The organism is Bradyrhizobium sp. AZCC 1719 (assembly GCF_036924525.1).
In the GTDB taxonomy this organism is placed as follows: domain Bacteria; phylum Pseudomonadota; class Alphaproteobacteria; order Rhizobiales; family Xanthobacteraceae; genus Bradyrhizobium.
This window is the reverse complement of sequence record NZ_JAZHRU010000001.1, coordinates 4451966-4468496: the sequence shown is the minus strand read 5'-3', so window position 1 is coordinate 4468496 and position 16531 is coordinate 4451966. Positions and strand designations below refer to the sequence as shown.

Annotated in this window: 8 protein-coding genes; 1 reads left to right on the top strand and 7 read right to left on the bottom strand. The window is 62.2% G+C overall.

The window, feature by feature from the left end; genetic code table 11:
• Nucleotides 1-15: 15 nt before the first annotated feature.
• Together rpsG and rpsL are read right to left on the bottom strand one after the other, a co-directional pair.
• Nucleotides 16-486: a 30S ribosomal protein S7 gene (gene rpsG / locus V1292_RS20960; protein WP_028349061.1), complete on the bottom strand. Its 471-nt coding sequence runs from the start codon at nt 484-486 to the stop codon at nt 16-18.
• A 15-nt stretch (nt 487-501) separates the two neighbouring features.
• Nucleotides 502-873 (bottom strand): 30S ribosomal protein S12, encoded by a 372-nt coding sequence (gene rpsL / locus V1292_RS20955; protein WP_027536823.1) that lies wholly within the window; start codon nt 871-873, stop codon nt 502-504.
• Nucleotides 874-1555: 682 nt separating this feature from the next.
• Here rpsL and V1292_RS20950 point away from each other — a divergent pair.
• Nucleotides 1556-1825, top strand: a complete 270-nt coding sequence (locus tag V1292_RS20950; protein ID WP_442895544.1) for an FAD-dependent oxidoreductase — start codon at nt 1556-1558, stop codon at nt 1823-1825.
• A gap of 81 nt (nt 1826-1906) precedes the next feature.
• Here the strand turns inward: V1292_RS20950 and V1292_RS20945 are convergent, their stop codons facing one another.
• The 5 genes from V1292_RS20945 to rpoB all read right to left on the bottom strand — a co-directional run bounded on the left by V1292_RS20945 (nt 1907) and on the right by rpoB (nt 16122).
• On the bottom strand, nt 1907-3934 hold the full coding sequence (locus tag V1292_RS20945; RefSeq protein WP_334374592.1) for an ABC transporter ATP-binding protein: 2028 nt from the start codon (nt 3932-3934) through the stop codon (nt 1907-1909).
• Between the two features lie 161 nt (nt 3935-4095).
• Nucleotides 4096-6150, bottom strand: coding sequence for an FAD-dependent oxidoreductase (locus tag V1292_RS20940; RefSeq protein WP_334374591.1), 2055 nt, complete (start codon nt 6148-6150; stop codon nt 4096-4098).
• Between the two features lie 247 nt (nt 6151-6397).
• Nucleotides 6398-7492, bottom strand: a complete 1095-nt coding sequence (locus V1292_RS20935) for a helix-turn-helix transcriptional regulator (protein WP_334374590.1) — start codon at nt 7490-7492, stop codon at nt 6398-6400.
• A gap of 159 nt (nt 7493-7651) precedes the next feature.
• Nucleotides 7652-11851, bottom strand: coding sequence for a DNA-directed RNA polymerase subunit beta' (gene rpoC / locus V1292_RS20930; protein WP_334374589.1), 4200 nt, complete (start codon nt 11849-11851; stop codon nt 7652-7654).
• Between the two features lie 152 nt (nt 11852-12003).
• A complete protein-coding gene (rpoB, locus tag V1292_RS20925) occupies nt 12004-16122 on the bottom strand; it encodes a DNA-directed RNA polymerase subunit beta (protein WP_334374588.1) in 4119 nt (1372 codons plus the stop codon).
• Nucleotides 16123-16531: the final 409 nt, after the last annotated feature.

Below are 16531 nucleotides of genomic sequence, written 5' to 3'. Positions count from 1 at the left end.
ATCCGTTCTTCGCCGTTACCAGCGATAATGCGAGAAGGCGCGGTTGGCTTCAGCCATCCGGTGCACGTCTTCACGCTTCTTGACGGCGTTTCCCCGGTTGTTCGACGCGTCGAGCAACTCGGCCGAGAGCCGCTCCGTCATCGTCTTTTCGTTGCGCTCGCGCGCGGCCGTGATCAGCCAGCGAATGCCCAGCGCCTGGCGGCGGACCGAACGGACTTCGACCGGCACCTGGTAGGTGGCGCCACCGACGCGGCGCGACCGTACTTCGATGGTCGGCATGACGTTTTCCAGCGCCTGCTCGAACACCGTGAGCGGCCCCTGCTTGGTCTTGGCCTCGATCATGGCGAGCGCGCCATAGACGATGTTTTCGGCGGCGGACTTCTTGCCGTCGTACATGATCGAGTTCATGAACTTCGTAATGATGATGTTCCCGAACTTCGGATCCGGGTTGACTTCACGCTTTTCGGCAGAATGGCGACGAGACATCGTGTCTGTTCCCGCTTATTTCGGACGCTTCGCGCCGTACTTCGAACGACGCTGCTTACGGTTCTTGACGCCCTGGGTATCGAGGACGCCGCGGAGGATGTGGTAGCGCACGCCGGGCAAGTCCTTGACGCGGCCGCCGCGGATCATGACCACCGAGTGCTCCTGAAGGTTATGGCCTTCACCCGGGATGTAGCCGATCACTTCGAAGCCGTTGGTCAGGCGCACCTTGGCGACCTTACGAAGCGCCGAGTTCGGCTTCTTCGGGGTCGTGGTGTAGACGCGCGTACAGACGCCGCGCTTCTGCGGCGATTGCTGCAGCGCCGGCACCTTCTTGCGCGACTTCTGCACCGTACGCGGATTTGCGATCAGCTGGTTGATCGTCGGCATGTCAGCCTTCACCCTTTAGTTCACGCGAAAACCTGGAATGGCTTTCGTAAATTCTTCTCGGAACTAGCCGTTCCGTTCGGCCCGCCTCACGCGAAAAAAAACATTCGCGCAAAACGAAATCGCGCCAACCACCCATCGCTGAGCGGAAAGCGCTTCGACGCCACAGAGGATCGCGAATTAAGGCCGATCAGCGTTCGCTGTCCGGCCCGCTACCGAGATCATGCACCCGAGTTCACTCTCAAGAGGACGTGCTCAAGAGAACTAAAATCGTCCTGGCATTGCCTAGCTATATGATCGACAGCGTTTGAGCGGCATTCGTCGAGGTTGGTGCCCGTCCAGTACCTTTAGGAATTGCCCATAAGGATTTGAAAGGGTGATCCGTTCCGACGCTGGCGTAGCTCACCGCCTGTCGTTAAGTGGGCGTCTTCTATAAGCGGTGGATAGCTAAGTCAAGCAAAACGAGAACGCTGGAAATGCCTATGGCGTCTGTGGATTCGGCGCTTGCCGCGAAATCGGAAAAGCCGAAATGACGATGCCCTGCCCTCTTCGGAGCGGATTCGAGTCGCATATTTTACCCGGGTAAATATAACCAGAAACATAATTCTCTGGTTCCAGTTTTCCCGGCCGAGCCCTTATTTGCCTTTCCGGGTGCAAAACCTGCACAACAAGGCCGGAATTCTTCGTGAAACACACCGATATTGCGATCATCGGCGGCGGCCTCGCCGGTTCGACCGCGGCCGCCATGCTCGGGCGCGCGGGAATTTCGACCGATCTGATCGACCCGCATCAGGTCTATCCATTCGACTTCCGCGTCGGAAAAATCAGCGGCGCCGAGCAGCTCGGCCGCTTCTACCAGACCGGAACCGCCGATTCGGTGCTGCGCTCGGCCACCTCGGCGAAAACTGGATCGCGCGATTCGGCTACCGAGCCGCCAATACGGTATGATGTGTGACGCGCTACTCGGCGCGGTCCGCGCCGAAGGCGCATCGCGGCGGATGCGCAAGCGCGCCTGCGCGCGGTCAAACCGCCCTGCTCACTCCTCGTCGTCGTCCTCATCATCGTCGTCGTCTTCGTTGTCGGCGTCGGCCTGGGCGGCGGCGTTATACGGCGTGTGGCCCTGGTCGTCCCAGAGCTTGCGATAGACGCCGTTGGCCGCGAGCAACTGCGCATGCGAGCCGCGCTCGATCGCCTTGCCGCCTGAAATCACGATGATCTCGTCCATTTCGACCACCGACGTCAGGCGGTGGGTCGACCAGACCATGGTGCGCCCTTCCGCCACCTTCATCAGCGTGCGGTTGATCGCGGCTTCCGTGGTTTGGTCGAGCGCCGAGGTCGCCTCATCGAGCAGCAGCAGCGAGGGATTGCGGATGATGGCGCGCGCGATCGCGATGCGCTGGCGCTGGCCGCCGGATAGCGTGTCGCCGCGTTCGCCGACCGGCGTGTCGTATTTCTGCGGCAGGCTCATGATGTAGCGGTGAATCTCGGCCTTGCGCGCGGCTTCCTCGACCTCCTTGTCGGTGGCGCCTTCCTTGCCAAGCCGGATGTTCTCGCGGATCGACATGTTGAACAGCATGTTGTCCTGGAACACGACGGCCATGCCTCCGCGCAGCGACTCGCGGGTCACGCGGCGGATATCGACGCCGTCGATCGCCACCCGCCCCTCGTCCGGCGTGTAAAGACGCAGGATCAGGTTGAGCAGCGTGCTCTTGCCCGAGCCGCTCGGCCCCACGATCGCGATGCGCTTGCCGACATCGAGCTTGAGGCTGAAATTGTCGAGCACCGGCGTCTCGCTGCCTTCGTAGGCAAAGGTGACGCGGTCGAAGGTGATGTCGTTGGTGATCGGCGGCAAATCCGGTGCCCCCGGCCGATCGGCGCCCCTTGTCGGCTCATCCAGCAGTTCCTGCATGTGCCGCACGGCCGCCGCCGACTGGATCGACACCGGGATGAAATGCATCAAATGGGCGATGTTGTAGGACACCTCCCAGAACGCGCTCTCGAAGGTGACGAAGGTGCCGATGGTGATCTGGCCCTTGGTGGCCAGATAGGCGCCGATCGCCAGCACCACGAGATGCAGCAGCAGCACCGAAATGGTGACGGTGCGCTCCACCATGGTCGACAGGAACACGGCGGACGCCGTCTTGATGCGTACATTCTGGTTGCGCATGGTGAACCAGCCGAGCGTGCGGCGCTGCAGGCTGAATGCCTTGATCACGGCCTGCGCAGCCACGTTTTCCTGCACCGTGCCGAGCAGTGCCGCTTCATTGAGCTTCTGCTCGTAATTCGCCTGCACCGCCTTCGGCGTCAGGATCCGCGGCCCGATCAGCGTGATCGGGAATACCAGGAGGGCGACCGCTGCGAGTTGCCAGTTCAAAAACAGCATCAGGATGATGCCGGCGATCAGTTCCAGGAACGGCAAAGCGGCGCTGTTGGCGAACGTCTTGACCGAGCCCTCAAAGGCCGCGAGATCGATCGAGAAGCGCGAGAGGATTTCGCCGCGCTTGGTACGGGCAAAATACGACGCCGGCAGGTTCTGGACGTGCTCGAACAACCGCGTCCGCACATCGGCAATGACGCATGCTGCCAGCCGCGCATCCCAGCGCTCGTACCAGACCGCGATGATCGAGGTGATGATACCGGCGACCGCGAGCACGCCGAGGATCTTGTAGAGCGCCTGAAAATCCTCTTCGCCCAGCGCGTCGTCGATCAGGAATTTCAGGCTCAACGGCATGATGACGTTGAACAGTGTCTCGACGAGAACGCCGAAGGTCACGAAGACGAGCAGCTTCCTGTAATTGCCCAGATACGGCTTGACGAAGCCGTAGATGGTCGCCATCGCGCCGGCGGCTTCCTTGGCGGTGAAAACGACGAGGTCCTCGTCATCATCATCGTCGTCGAGCTCGATCTCGTCCTCTTCGTCGTCCTTGTCAGCGTCGGGGATGCCGGCCGCCTTACCACCGGCAACGGGCGCAGCGGCAGCCCCGGCCGCGAGCTTCTTCGCAAACTCGGGATCGTCCGCCGGCGCGGGATTCTGATCATCCGAGGACGGAGGCTTGGGCGCCATGAAACCAACCGATGCTGCACGGCCGGCATGACCGCAAATCGAACGCGGCAGCGGCGGGCGCTACCGCAAGGATTCTATGCGATCGGGATCAATTCGGCAAACATTGGCGTGACCGGCTCTGCTTCAGCAGAGCGGTCACGCCCAATACAACCAGTCGGTGCTCAATCGTCTGATTCGACCTTGTCAAAAAACGAATAGCGCAGGCTGTCGGCGTCGGCATACCACTGCCCTGGCCCCTTGTTGGCAGCCAGCGTAGCTGCCCAAACCGCATCGGTGCAGTCGCGCCGGTGCATCGAGAGGTCGAATCCGTTGCCGAAGAATAATTCAGACCATTCCCACCAGGTGCCGAGCTTCTTCACACCGCGCAACAGATCGTAACGGTCGATCAGTGCAGGCGCCATGTCCGACGTCACCGACCCGAACACCAGGCCGGTCTTCACGACGCGGTTCAGTTCGCGCACCGCCCGCGGAACCTGCTTCTCGGCGACATGACACAGGCTGGTCTCGAACACGAAATCGAACTCGTCGTCCTTGAACGGCATGTCGACGATCGAGCCGAGCTTGTTGAACTTCTTCAGCGCCTTCGGCGTCTTGGCGTGGATCGCCCGATTGTTCTCGATACCCCAGGCATCGATGCCGCGCTCGCGCAGCGCGCCGACCAACTCCCCGCTGGCAGAGCCGGCGACCAGCAGCTTGTAACCCTTGGCCCTGCTCCAGACGATCTTGATCAGTTCCGTCAGATAGGCCGGATCGGTAAACTGGCTCCAGACTTCGCTGTAGGAGCCTAGCCCACGGTAATTCTCGAAATAGCTGCGGTCGATCTTGTCGGGCAATACCTCGCCCTGTTGCGCGCGCGCGCGGCGCAACCGCATCATCTCGGTCAGAATGATGTCGGTGGCGGCGTCGGAGGAATCGAGCAGTCCGTTCAGCGTCGAATCGAAAAGATAGTCGCCGACCACCACGATTCCCGGATGCTGCTTCGGCTCCGGGCGATGGTTGGTCATGACGTCGCGCACCGGCAGGCCGCCGGGCAGCGCGTTCACCGACGATAGCCAGCGGTGAATCTTGCCTTCCAGGAAATAATCGCGGGCGTTGCCGAACGAAGCCGGCAGCGACTTGATGGCGGCATCGATCAGTTCCTGGTCGCTGAGATTGGCAAATGCCAGCGCGTCCGAGCCCGCGATCAGCCAGTTGAGCACGCCGTGCCTGCCGACGTCGTGGCGGGCGCCCTCGTTGTAGACGCAGCAGCCGCCGAACGCTTCCGACATGAACCAAGCACCGGGAATCTTCTCGCCCCAGAACGGTTCGTCGAACAGGATCGAGACCCGCAAGTAATGCGCCGGACGGTCGAAATAGGCGACGTGCTTGACCATCGACTTGCGCAATTCCTCGCCGTCCCAGCCCATGGTGGCGAGCCAGGAATGCGGCAGGCACATCAAGACCAGATCGAAATCCCGTGTCTCGGGCCCCTTCCCGTTCATCATATTGAGCTGATAGCGGCCGGCAGCGGTTTTTCCGACCTTCAGCACGCGGTGATTGAGCTGGATGTCGGCGTCGACTTCCGAGCGCAGGCACTCGATCAACTGCTCATTGCCGTTCTGGATCGAGTACAGGCCGATATAGCCGTCAATATCCATCACGAAGTTCTTCAGCGCATTCAGGCCGTTGGTGTTGTGGGCCTCGGTTGCGATATCCGAGCGCGCCATCACCTTGAAGAAGCGTTTGGCCGTGGGATCGTCGACTTCCTTGTCGAGCACTTCCTCGCAGGTCATGTAGGCCCAGGGATGCTCGTTGTCGTGGGCGCCGACGCCCTCGTAATATTCGATCGGCGACACCAAGTCGGCGCAGCGCTTGCGGAACGCCTCGATCGCAGCCGCGGTCTTCTCGCCATACTTGCGGCGCATGCCCGGCACGTCGTTGAGCAGCACGCCGTCGAGGTGCACCTGCTCGGCGTCCATCGGAATCGTCTGCAATCCGAAATGCTGGATCAGCTCCCGTAAGGGGTCCGGGCCGGTCATCGAATAATCGTAGATTTCGGCGACGCCCGCCTCATACATCGCCGGCGCGGAATCGAATTTGCGCGAGACGATCTTGCCCCCGACCCGGTCGGACGCCTCGTAAATCGTGACGCGGCAGAGATCGCCAAGCTTTTTCTTCAGGTACCAGGCGCTCATCAAGCCGCCTGGGCCGCCCCCTACAATTGCAAGATCCAACATGTCTTTTCCGTCGCCCTCCGGCTCCCCCTGCCTTTAGTAAAGCAGCCGGTCTAAACCGCTAGCAAAAGCCCTTTTCACCCTGAAGGGAAGATGAACAAAGCAGGCCCTCGCAACGCAGCAATGAAAGAAAGCAGCAAGAAGGCCGGCTTGCGCCGACCTTTTGTCTTCGCACCGTATTCTTGCGGGTACCTATTCTGGCAGCGGCACGGTCGGCCGTTTCGACTCCAGTGCTGCGCGGCACGGTTGTCTATCCGCCACGGAACGCCTTGCCGGCGAGCAGGCTGACAAGCTCCTGCTGGCGTGACAAGCCGGTCTTCGATAGCACGGCCTTGAGCTGGCTGCGCACCGTCTCCCGATTGACGCCGGTTGCGTCCGCAAGGGCATCGATGGTGACAGCCTGGCCGATGCCCCGCGCCACGCGCGCCTCCGCCGGCGTCAGGTCGAACAAGCCTTGCAGGACTTCCGCCGTCGGCACCACGGCGCGATCGACCGGCGTCACCACCAATAGCGCGGTGGCCTGGGTGAAGATATCGCGCGCATCGCCGCGCACGGGGATGACATGCAATACCATCGGCACGCGGTCTGCCGTCGCAGCGACCGGTATCGACCTGACGGTGCGGCCGCCGGCAAGAGACCGCGGACCGAGCGCTTCCGCAAGCAGCGCGTCCGCCGTGACATCCGTCATCGTGACGCGCTCGATACGATCCTGAAACAGCGAAGGGACCAGCGCTTCGAACAGGCCGTTTGCGGCGAACACCCGGCCGCGCCCGCGCAACACCGCGCCCGGCAGGCCCAACACCTGCAACGCGTCAGCCTGCGCACGGGCGCGCTCGAAGCCGATGCGGTTTGCCGCAAGCGAAGCCCGGGCCAGATGGGGACGCAATCCATCCAGCAAGGCGACGACTTCGCGCGGCACCGGGCCATGATCCTGATGCCGCGGCATCACGATCGCGATTGAATCGCCGCTCGGCATCGGAATGATCGTCCCGGCGCGGTAGCCAAGGCCGTGTTTGCGGTAAAAGTTGCAATAGACGTCGTTGGTCGCAATCTCCTCCTCCGAGAGGAGATCATAGTCGGTGACGAAGCCTGCATGATTGAGGGCAATGGCGCGCGGTAGATTTGGATCGCGTTCGCTCCATTCTCCCAAGAACACGGGCATGAGCTGGTCATATTCGACAGAATTGACCGCGCTCGTGTAGCCGTCGCGCACGCCGAACAGAAAGCCGCCGTTGCCGCCGATCGCTGCGCTGAGTTCGCCGAGCACAGCCGGCCAAAGCGACGGAATGAGCCCCGCCTCGTAGATGCGGTCGATCAGGGGTTCAAAATGAGCCGAGCCGCTCATGGGGAATTGCAAACATTACCGTTATGGCAGGAGGCCATTTCCTGACTTGATAGCAGCGGTCACCCATCCGGGTGAAGCAATATCCTCGTTCGTAAGAAGAATTCATAAAAGAAAAAGCCGGCTTCGCAGCCGGCTTTCCTGTTGATTGGCGTGGAACCCTTACTCCGCCGGCGGCAGCGCCAGCGGTTCGGCTTCCGGAGCGGTCGGCACGATGGCCGCCTGCTTCTCGCGTTCGTCCAGAATCAGCTTGTCGCGCTTGACGGCGACTTCGCGGATCTTGGCCATCGAGGCGCCGGTGCCCGCCGGGATCAGCCGGCCGACAATGACGTTTTCCTTGAGGCCTTCCAGCGGATCCACCTTGCCGTTGACGGCGGCTTCGGTGAGCACGCGGGTGGTCTCCTGGAACGAGGCCGCCGAGAAGAACGAGCGGGTCTGCAGGCTCGCCTTGGTGATGCCGAGCAGAACCGGCGTTCCCGTGGCGGGCTTCTTGCCCTCTTCCTTTGCCTTCAGGTTGAGCGCGTCGAACTCGATCTTGTCGACCTGCTCGCCCGAGATCATGTCGGTGTCGCCCTGGTCGGTGATCTCGACCTTCTGCAGCATCTGACGGACAATCACCTCGATGTGCTTGTCGTTGATGAGCACGCCCTGCAGCCGGTAGACCTCCTGGATTTCGTTGACCAGATAGGCAGCGAGTTCCTCGATGCCCTTGATCGCCAGGATGTCGTGCGGCGCCGGATTGCCTTCGACGATGAAATCGCCCTTTTCGACGATGTCGCCGTCCTGCAGATGGATGTGCTTGCCCTTCGGGATCAGGTACTCGCGCGGCTCCTCGGTCTTGTCCATCGGCTCGATCGAGATGCGGCGCTTGTTCTTGTAGTCGCGGCCGAAACGAATCGTGCCGGCGATTTCCGCGATGATCGCCGCGTCCTTCGGCTTGCGGGCCTCGAACAGTTCGGCCACCCGCGGCAGACCGCCGGTGATGTCGCGGGTCTTGGCGCTTTCGGTCGAGATACGCGCCAGGATGTCACCGGCCTTGACCTTCGCGCCGGTATCCACCGACAGGATGGCGTCGACCGACAGCATGTAGCGGGCATCGCCGCCACGCGCGAGCTTGAGCACCTTGCCGTCCTTGCCCTTGACCACGATGGCCGGACGCAGGTCGGCACCACCGCGCGACGCACGCCAGTCGATGACGACGCGCTTGGCGATACCGGTGGATTCGTCGAGCGTTTCCGAGATCGACTGACCCTCGACGAGGTCCTCGAACCCGATGGTGCCCTCGACTTCGGTGAGAACCGGACGGGTGTACGGATCCCACTCCGCGATGCGCTGGCCGCGCTTGACCATGTCGCCCTCGTCGACGTGCATGCGCGCGCCGTACTGAATGCGGTGGGTCGCACGCTCGGTTCCGTCGGCATCGACGATCGCAACGACCATGTTGCGAACCATCGCGATCAAGTGACCCTCGCTGTTTCGGGCGATGGACTTGTTCTTGATGGTGACCTTGCCCTCGAAGTTCGACTCGACGAACGACTGCTCGTTGATCTGCGCCGCGCCGCCGATGTGGAACGTGCGCATCGTGAGCTGCGTGCCGGGTTCACCGATCGACTGGGCGGCGATGACGCCGACCGCCTCGCCGTGGTTGACCGGCGTGCCGCGGGCCAGATCGCGGCCGTAGCACTTGCCGCAGATGCCGTTGACGAGTTCGCAGGTCAGCGCCGAGCGAATCTTCACTTCCTGGATGCCAGCCTGCTGGATGGCGTCGACATGCGTCTCCTCCATCAGCGTGCCGCGCTTGACCACGACCTTGTTGGTCGCGGGATCGCGCAGATCCTCGCCCGCAGTGCGGCCGAGAATACGCGAGGCCAGCGAAGCAACCACCGTGCCGGCATCGACGATGGCGCGCATCTTGATGCCGAGTTTGGTGCCGCAATCGTCCTGCGTGATGATGCAGTCCTGCGCCACGTCGACCAGGCGGCGGGTCAGGTAACCGGAGTTCGCGGTCTTCAACGCGGTGTCCGCGAGACCCTTGCGGGCGCCGTGGGTCGAGTTGAAGTATTCGAGCACCGACAGACCTTCCTTGAAGTTGGAAATGATCGGCGTCTCGATGATCTCACCCGACGGCTTCGCCATCAGGCCGCGCATACCGGCGAGCTGACGCATCTGGGCCGGCGAACCGCGCGCGCCCGAATGCGCCATCATGTAGATCGAGTTGATGTCGGCGTCGGCGCCCTTCGGCGTCTTCTTGGTCGAGGAGATTTCCTTCATCATCTCCTTGGCGATTTCTTCGGTCGCCTTCGACCAGGCGTCGACCACCTTGTTGTACTTCTCGCCATGGGTGATCAGGCCGTCGTTGTACTGCTGCTCGAAATCCTTCGCCAGCGTACGCGTGGTGTCGACGATCTTCCACTTGCTGTGCGGCACGACCATGTCGTCCTTGCCGAAGGAGATGCCGGCCTTGAACGCATTGTAGAAGCCGAGCGCCATGATGCGGTCGCAGAAAATCACGGTCTCCTTCTGACCGCAGTGGCGGTAGACCTGGTCGATTACGCCGGAGATTTCGCGCTTGGTCATCAGCTTGTTGATGATGTCGTACGAAATCCGCGGGTTCTTCGGCAGCACGTTGCCGAGCATGACGCGGCCCGCGGTGGTTTCGATCCAGCGCTTGGTCGCCTTGCCGTTCTCGTCGGTGCCCTCCCACCGGTACTTGATCTTGGTGTGGAGGTGGATGACCTTCGAATGCAGGGCGTGCTCGAGCTCGGCCATGTCGCCGAAGATCTTGCCCTCGCCGGGCAGGCCTTCACGCATGATCGAGAGATAATAGAGGCCGAGCACGATGTCCTGCGACGGCACGATGATCGGCTGACCGTTCGCCGGATGCAGGATGTTGTTGGTCGACATCATCAGGACGCGCGCTTCCAACTGCGCTTCCAGCGACAGCGGAACGTGCACGGCCATCTGGTCGCCGTCGAAGTCGGCGTTGAACGCCGCGCAAACCAGCGGATGGAGCTGGATCGCCTTGCCTTCGATCAACACCGGCTCGAACGCCTGGATGCCGAGGCGGTGCAGCGTCGGCGCGCGGTTGAGCAGTACCGGATGCTCGCGGATCACCTCGTCGAGGATATCCCAGACCTCGGGACGCTCCTTTTCGACCAGCTTCTTCGCCTGCTTCACCGTGGTGGACAGGCCCTTGGCGTCGAGCCGCGAATAGATGAACGGCTTGAACAGTTCGAGCGCCATCTTCTTCGGCAGGCCGCACTGATGCAGCCGCAGCTCGGGACCGACCACGATCACCGAACGGCCCGAATAGTCGACGCGCTTGCCGAGCAGGTTCTGCCGGAAACGGCCCTGCTTGCCCTTGAGCATATCGGCCAGCGACTTCAGCGGGCGCTTGTTGGCGCCGGTGATGACGCGGCCGCGGCGGCCGTTGTCGAACAGCGCGTCGACAGCCTCCTGCAGCATGCGCTTTTCGTTGCGGATGATGATGTCGGGCGCGCGCAGCTCCATCAGCCGCTTCAAGCGGTTGTTGCGGTTGATGACGCGGCGGTAGAGGTCGTTGAGGTCCGAGGTCGCGAAGCGGCCGCCGTCGAGCGGCACCAGCGGACGCAGGTCCGGCGGGATCACCGGCACCACGGTCAGGATCATCCACTCCGGCTTGTTGCCGGAATAGCGGAACGCTTCGACGATCTTCAGCCGCTTGGCGAGCTTCTTGTGCTTGATGTCGGATTCAGTCTCCTGCATCTCCGCGCGCAGGGACTGCTCGAGCTTTTCGAGCTCAAGACCCTTCAACAGCTCGCGAATAGCTTCCGCGCCGATCATGGCGGTGAACGAATCCTGGCCGTATTCGTCCTGTGCCTTCAGGTACTCGTCTTCCGACAAGAGCTGACGGTCCTTGAGCGCGGTCAGGCCCGGCTCCAGCACGACGTAATATTCGAAGTACAGGATCCGCTCGAGATCCTTCAGCGTCATGTCGAGCAGAAGGCCGATGCGCGACGGCAGCGACTTCAGGAACCAGATGTGGGCAACAGGTGCCGCCAGTTCGATATGGCCCATGCGCTCGCGCCGGACGCGTGACAGCGTCACTTCGACCGAGCACTTTTCGCAGATGATGCCCTTGTACTTCATCCGCTTGTACTTGCCGCACAAGCACTCGTAATCCTTGATCGGCCCGAAGATGCGGGCGCAGAACAGGCCGTCGCGCTCCGGCTTGAAGGTCCGGTAGTTGATGGTCTCCGGCTTTTTGATCTCGCCGTAGGACCAGGACAGAATCTTCTCCGGGGACGCAATCGAGATCCGGATCTGGTCGAAGACCTGGGCCGGGGTCGTCGGATTGAAGAGATTCATAATTTCTTGGTTCATCGTCTTCTCCTCGCGTGCCGGTCGTCACCGGCAGCAAATTCGAAACTCTTATTTGGTGCGCGCCCCACTCAACGTCCGAGCGGAGCGCGAATGCCCGGCCCTTTTGCGCGAAGCTTGCCTCGCGCTTTGGGCCGGACATGGAATCTCAAGCGTTACTCAGCCGCCTCGGACGTCGGCGCCGGTCCCATCTTGGAATTGTGCAGGTCGACGTTGAGGCCGAGCGAGCGCATTTCCTTGACCAGCACGTTGAACGATTCCGGAATACCCGCCTCGAACGTGTCGTCGCCGCGCACGATCGCCTCGTACACCTTGGTGCGGCCGGCAACGTCGTCCGACTTCACGGTCAGCATTTCCTGCAGCGTGTAGGCCGCGCCGTAGGCCTCCAGCGCCCACACCTCCATTTCGCCGAAACGCTGGCCGCCGAACTGCGCCTTGCCGCCCAGCGGCTGCTGGGTGACGAGCGAGTACGGACCGATCGAACGCGCGTGGATCTTGTCGTCGACCAGATGGTGCAGCTTGAGCATGTAAATGTAGCCCACCGTCACCTTGCGATCGAAGGCGTCGCCGGTGCGGCCGTCATAGACGGTCGACTGGCCGGAGGCGTCGAAGCCCGCGAGCTTCAGCATCTCCTCGATGTCGGCTTCCTTGGCGCCGTCGAACACCGGCGTCGCGATCGGCACGCCGTGGCTCAGATTGCGGCCCAGCTCCATCAGCTCGTTGTCGTTCAGCGTCTTGATGGTTTCATCGTCGCCATAGATCTTCTTCAGGGTCTCGCGCAGCGGCTTGAGATCCTGCTTCTGATAATAGCCGTCGATGGTCTGGCCGATGCGCTTGCCGAGGCCGGCGCAGGCCCAACCGAGATGCGTCTCCAGAATCTGGCCGACGTTCATGCGCGAAGGCACGCCGAGCGGATTGAGCACGATATCCGCGTGGGTACCGTCCTCGAGGAACGGCATGTCCTCGATCGGAACGATCTTGGACACCACACCCTTGTTGCCGTGGCGGCCGGCCATCTTGTCGCCGGGCTGGATCTTGCGCTTTACCGCGACGAAGACCTTGACCATCTTCATCACGCCGGGCGGCAACTCGTCGCCACGCTGCAGCTTTTCGACCTTGTCGAGGAAGCGCTGTTCAAGGCCCTTCTTCGATTCGTCGTACTGCTTCCGCATCGCCTCGATTTCGGCCATCAGCTTGTCGTTCGGCGACGCAAACATCCACCACTGCGACTTCGGATACTCCTCGAGCACGGCGCGCGTGATCTTGGTGTCCTTCTTGAAGCCCTTCGGACCCGCGATGCCCTGGCGGTTTTCCAGCAGCTCGGCGAGGCGGCCGTAGACGTTACGGTCAAGGATCGCCTGCTCGTCGTCACGGTCCTTGGCCAGACGCTCGATCTCTTCCCGCTCGATCGCCAGCGCACGCTCGTCCTTGTCGACGCCGTGGCGGTTGAACACACGCACTTCCACGATCGTGCCCTGCACGCCCGGAGGCACGCGCAGCGAGGTGTCGCGGACGTCGGAAGCCTTTTCGCCGAAGATGGCGCGCAAAAGCTTTTCTTCCGGCGTCATCGGGCTTTCGCCCTTCGGCGTGATCTTGCCGACCAGGATGTCGCCGGCGCGGACTTCGGCGCCGATATAGACGATGCCGGCTTCGTCGAGGTTTTTCAGCGCTTCTTCCGAAACGTTCGGAATGTCGCGGGTGATTTCCTCAGGTCCGAGCTTGGTGTCGCGGGCCATCACCTCGAACTCCTCGATATGGATCGAGGTGAAGACGTCGTCCTTCACGATCCGCTCGGAGAGCAGGATCGAGTCTTCGAAGTTGTAGCCATTCCACGGCATGAACGCGACCAGCACGTTACGGCCGAGCGCGAGCTCGCCGAGATCGGTCGACGGACCGTCGGCAATGATGTCGCCCTTCTTGACGATGTCGCCGACCTTCACCAGCGGACGCTGGTTGATGCAGGTCGACTGGTTGGAGCGCTGGTACTTCATCAGCCGGTAGATATCGACGCCCGACTTGGTCGGGTCGAGATCTTCGGTGGCGCGGATCACGACGCGGGTGGCGTCGATCTGGTCGATCACGCCGGAACGGCGGGCGGCGATCGCGGCACCGGAGTCACGGGCCACCACGCCTTCCATGCCGGTACCGACGAACGGCGCCTCGGCGCGAACCAGCGGCACCGCCTGGCGCTGCATGTTCGAGCCCATCAGCGCGCGGTTGGCGTCGTCGTTCTCGAGGAACGGGATCAGCGCCGCGGCAACAGAGACGAGCTGCTTCGGCGACACGTCCATATAGTCGACCTTGTCCGGCGTGATCGGCAGCACTTCGCCGGCGTGACGGCAGACGATCAGGTCTTCGGTGAAGCGGCCCTTGGCGTCGAGCGGCACGTTGGCCTGCGCCACGCGATAACGGCCCTCCTCCATCGCCGAGAGATACACGACCTCGTCGGTGACGCGGCCGTCCTTCACCTTGCGGTAGGGCGTTTCGACGAAGCCGTACTTGTTGACGCGCGCGAACGTCGCCAGCGAGTTGATCAGGCCGATGTTCGGACCTTCCGGCGTCTCGATCGGGCAGATGCGGCCGTAATGCGTCGGATGCACGTCGCGCACCTCGAAGCCGGCGCGCTCGCGGGTCAGACCGCCCGGTCCAAGCGCCGAGAGACGGCGCTTGTGGGTGATCTCCGACAGCGGGTTGGTCTGGTCCATGAACTGCGAGAGCTGGGACGAGCCGAAGAACTCGCGCACCGCGGCAGCCGCCGGCTTGGCGTTGATCAGGTCCTGCGGCATCACGGTGTCGATGTCGACGCTCGACATGCGTTCCTTGATCGCGCGCTCCATGCGCAGGAGGCCGATGCGGTACTGGTTCTCCATGAGTTCGCCGACCGAACGCACACGGCGGTTGCCGAGATGGTCGATGTCGTCGATCTCGCCCTTGCCGTCGCGCAGGTCGACCAGCGTCTTGATGACCGCCAGGATGTCTTCCTTGCGCAGCGTGCGGTGGGTGTCGGGCGCATCGAGTTCGAGGCGCATGTTCATCTTGACGCGGCCGACCGCGGAGAGGTCGTAACGCTCGGCGTCGAAGAACAGCGACTGGAACATGGTCTGGGCCGAATCGATCGTCGGCGGCTCGCCCGGACGCATCACGCGGTAGATGTCGAACAGCGCGTCTTCACGCGTCATGTTCTTGTCGGCATGCAGCGTGTTGCGGATGTAGGCACCGACATTGACGTGGTCGATGTCGAGCAGCGGCAGCTCCTTGTAGCCCTGCTCGTTCAACGCCTTCAGCGACTTCTCGGTGAGCTCCTCGCCGGCTTCGGCGTAGATTTCACCGGTCTTCGGGTTGACGAGATCCTCGGCGAGATAGTTGCCGATCAGCTCTTCATCCGACAGGCGCAGGGCTTTCAGGCCCTTTTCCTGCAACTGGCGCGCCGCGCGCACGGTCAGCTTCTTGCCGGCCTCGAGCACCACCTTGCCGGTGTCGGCGTCGATCAGGTCGTTAATGGTCGAGTAGCCGCGGAAACGGGCGGCGTCGAACGGCACGCGCCAGCCTTCCTTGGCGCGCTTGAAATTGATCTTCTTGTAGAAGGTGGACAGGATCGTCTCGCCGTCGAGACCGAGCGCGTACATCAGCGAGGTCACGGGGATCTTGCGGCGGCGGTCGATGCGCGCGAACACGATGTCCTTGGCGTCGAACTCGATGTCGAGCCAGGAACCGCGATACGGAATCACGCGCGCGGCAAACAACAGCTTGCCGGACGAATGGGTCTTGCCCTTGTCGTGGTCGAAGAAAACGCCGGGCGAACGGTGCATCTGCGAGACGATGACGCGCTCGGTGCCGTTGACGACGAAGGTGCCGTTCATGGTCATGAGCGGGATATCGCCCATGTAGACGTCCTGCTCCTTGATGTCCTTGACCGACTTGGCGCCGGTTTCCTCGTCGATATCGAACACGATCAGGCGCAGCGTCACCTTCAGCGGCGCCGCATAGGTCATGCCGCGCTGGCGGCACTCGTCGACGTCGTATTTCGGCGGCTCGAATTCGTAGCGGACGAATTCCAGCATCGAGGTGCCGGAGAAATCCGAGATCGGGAACACCGAGCGGAACACCGCCTGCAGGCCCTCGTCCAGCCGGCCGCCCGGAGGTTCATCGACCATCAGGAACTGGTCGTAGGACGCCTTCTGAACCTCGATCAGGTTCGGCATCTCGGCGACTTCCTTGATGTGTCCGAAGAACTTGCGGACCCGTTTGCGACCGGTGAATGTCTGCTGCGCCATCGTGGCCTCTCATTTTCGTCGCCTTAGTAGGCGAACCTTCCGAAGCGCGACTGCCATCGCCCCCGGGTTGAATTGTCGAATCGCTCAAAAGGAACAAAGCCCACTTTCAGGAATTAAATCCTGAACCCGCACTTTAGACCTTCAAAACGCAAAACGACGCGCGGGCGCATGACTGCACCCGCCCGTCATAACTGGTGGTTTCACGGACTGAAAAAGCCCGAAATCTGACTGTCTCCCAACGGGTTACGCCGGGGACCCTGCCGTCCCCGCCGCCTTACCGCGCTTTCCTGCTGCCGACCCGATATGGGGCGGCAATCGTGGAGATTCGAGGGGTAACCCCGCGAATCCCCACACTTTTTTGTGTACGCCGTGCTCCGGGCTACCCCACAGCACAAACTTTGCAAGCTCC

What these genes read in the sequence shown, in the direction of transcription:
- V1292_RS20940 (WP_334374591.1), bottom strand. Translation starts at nt 6,150, where the DNA reads ATGTTGGATCTTGCAATTGTAGGGGGCGGCCCAGGCGGCTTGATGAGC.
- V1292_RS20945 (WP_334374592.1), bottom strand. Translation starts at nt 3,934, where the DNA reads ATGGCGCCCAAGCCTCCGTCCTCGGATGATCAGAATCCCGCGCCGGCG.
- rpsL (WP_027536823.1), bottom strand. Translation starts at nt 873, where the DNA reads ATGCCGACGATCAACCAGCTGATCGCAAATCCGCGTACGGTGCAGAAG.
- rpoC (WP_334374589.1), bottom strand. Translation starts at nt 11,851, where the DNA reads ATGAACCAAGAAATTATGAATCTCTTCAATCCGACGACCCCGGCCCAG.
- rpsG (WP_028349061.1), bottom strand. Translation starts at nt 486, where the DNA reads ATGTCTCGTCGCCATTCTGCCGAAAAGCGTGAAGTCAACCCGGATCCG.
- V1292_RS20935 (WP_334374590.1), bottom strand. Translation starts at nt 7,492, where the DNA reads ATGAGCGGCTCGGCTCATTTTGAACCCCTGATCGACCGCATCTACGAG.
- rpoB (WP_334374588.1), bottom strand. Translation starts at nt 16,122, where the DNA reads ATGGCGCAGCAGACATTCACCGGTCGCAAACGGGTCCGCAAGTTCTTC.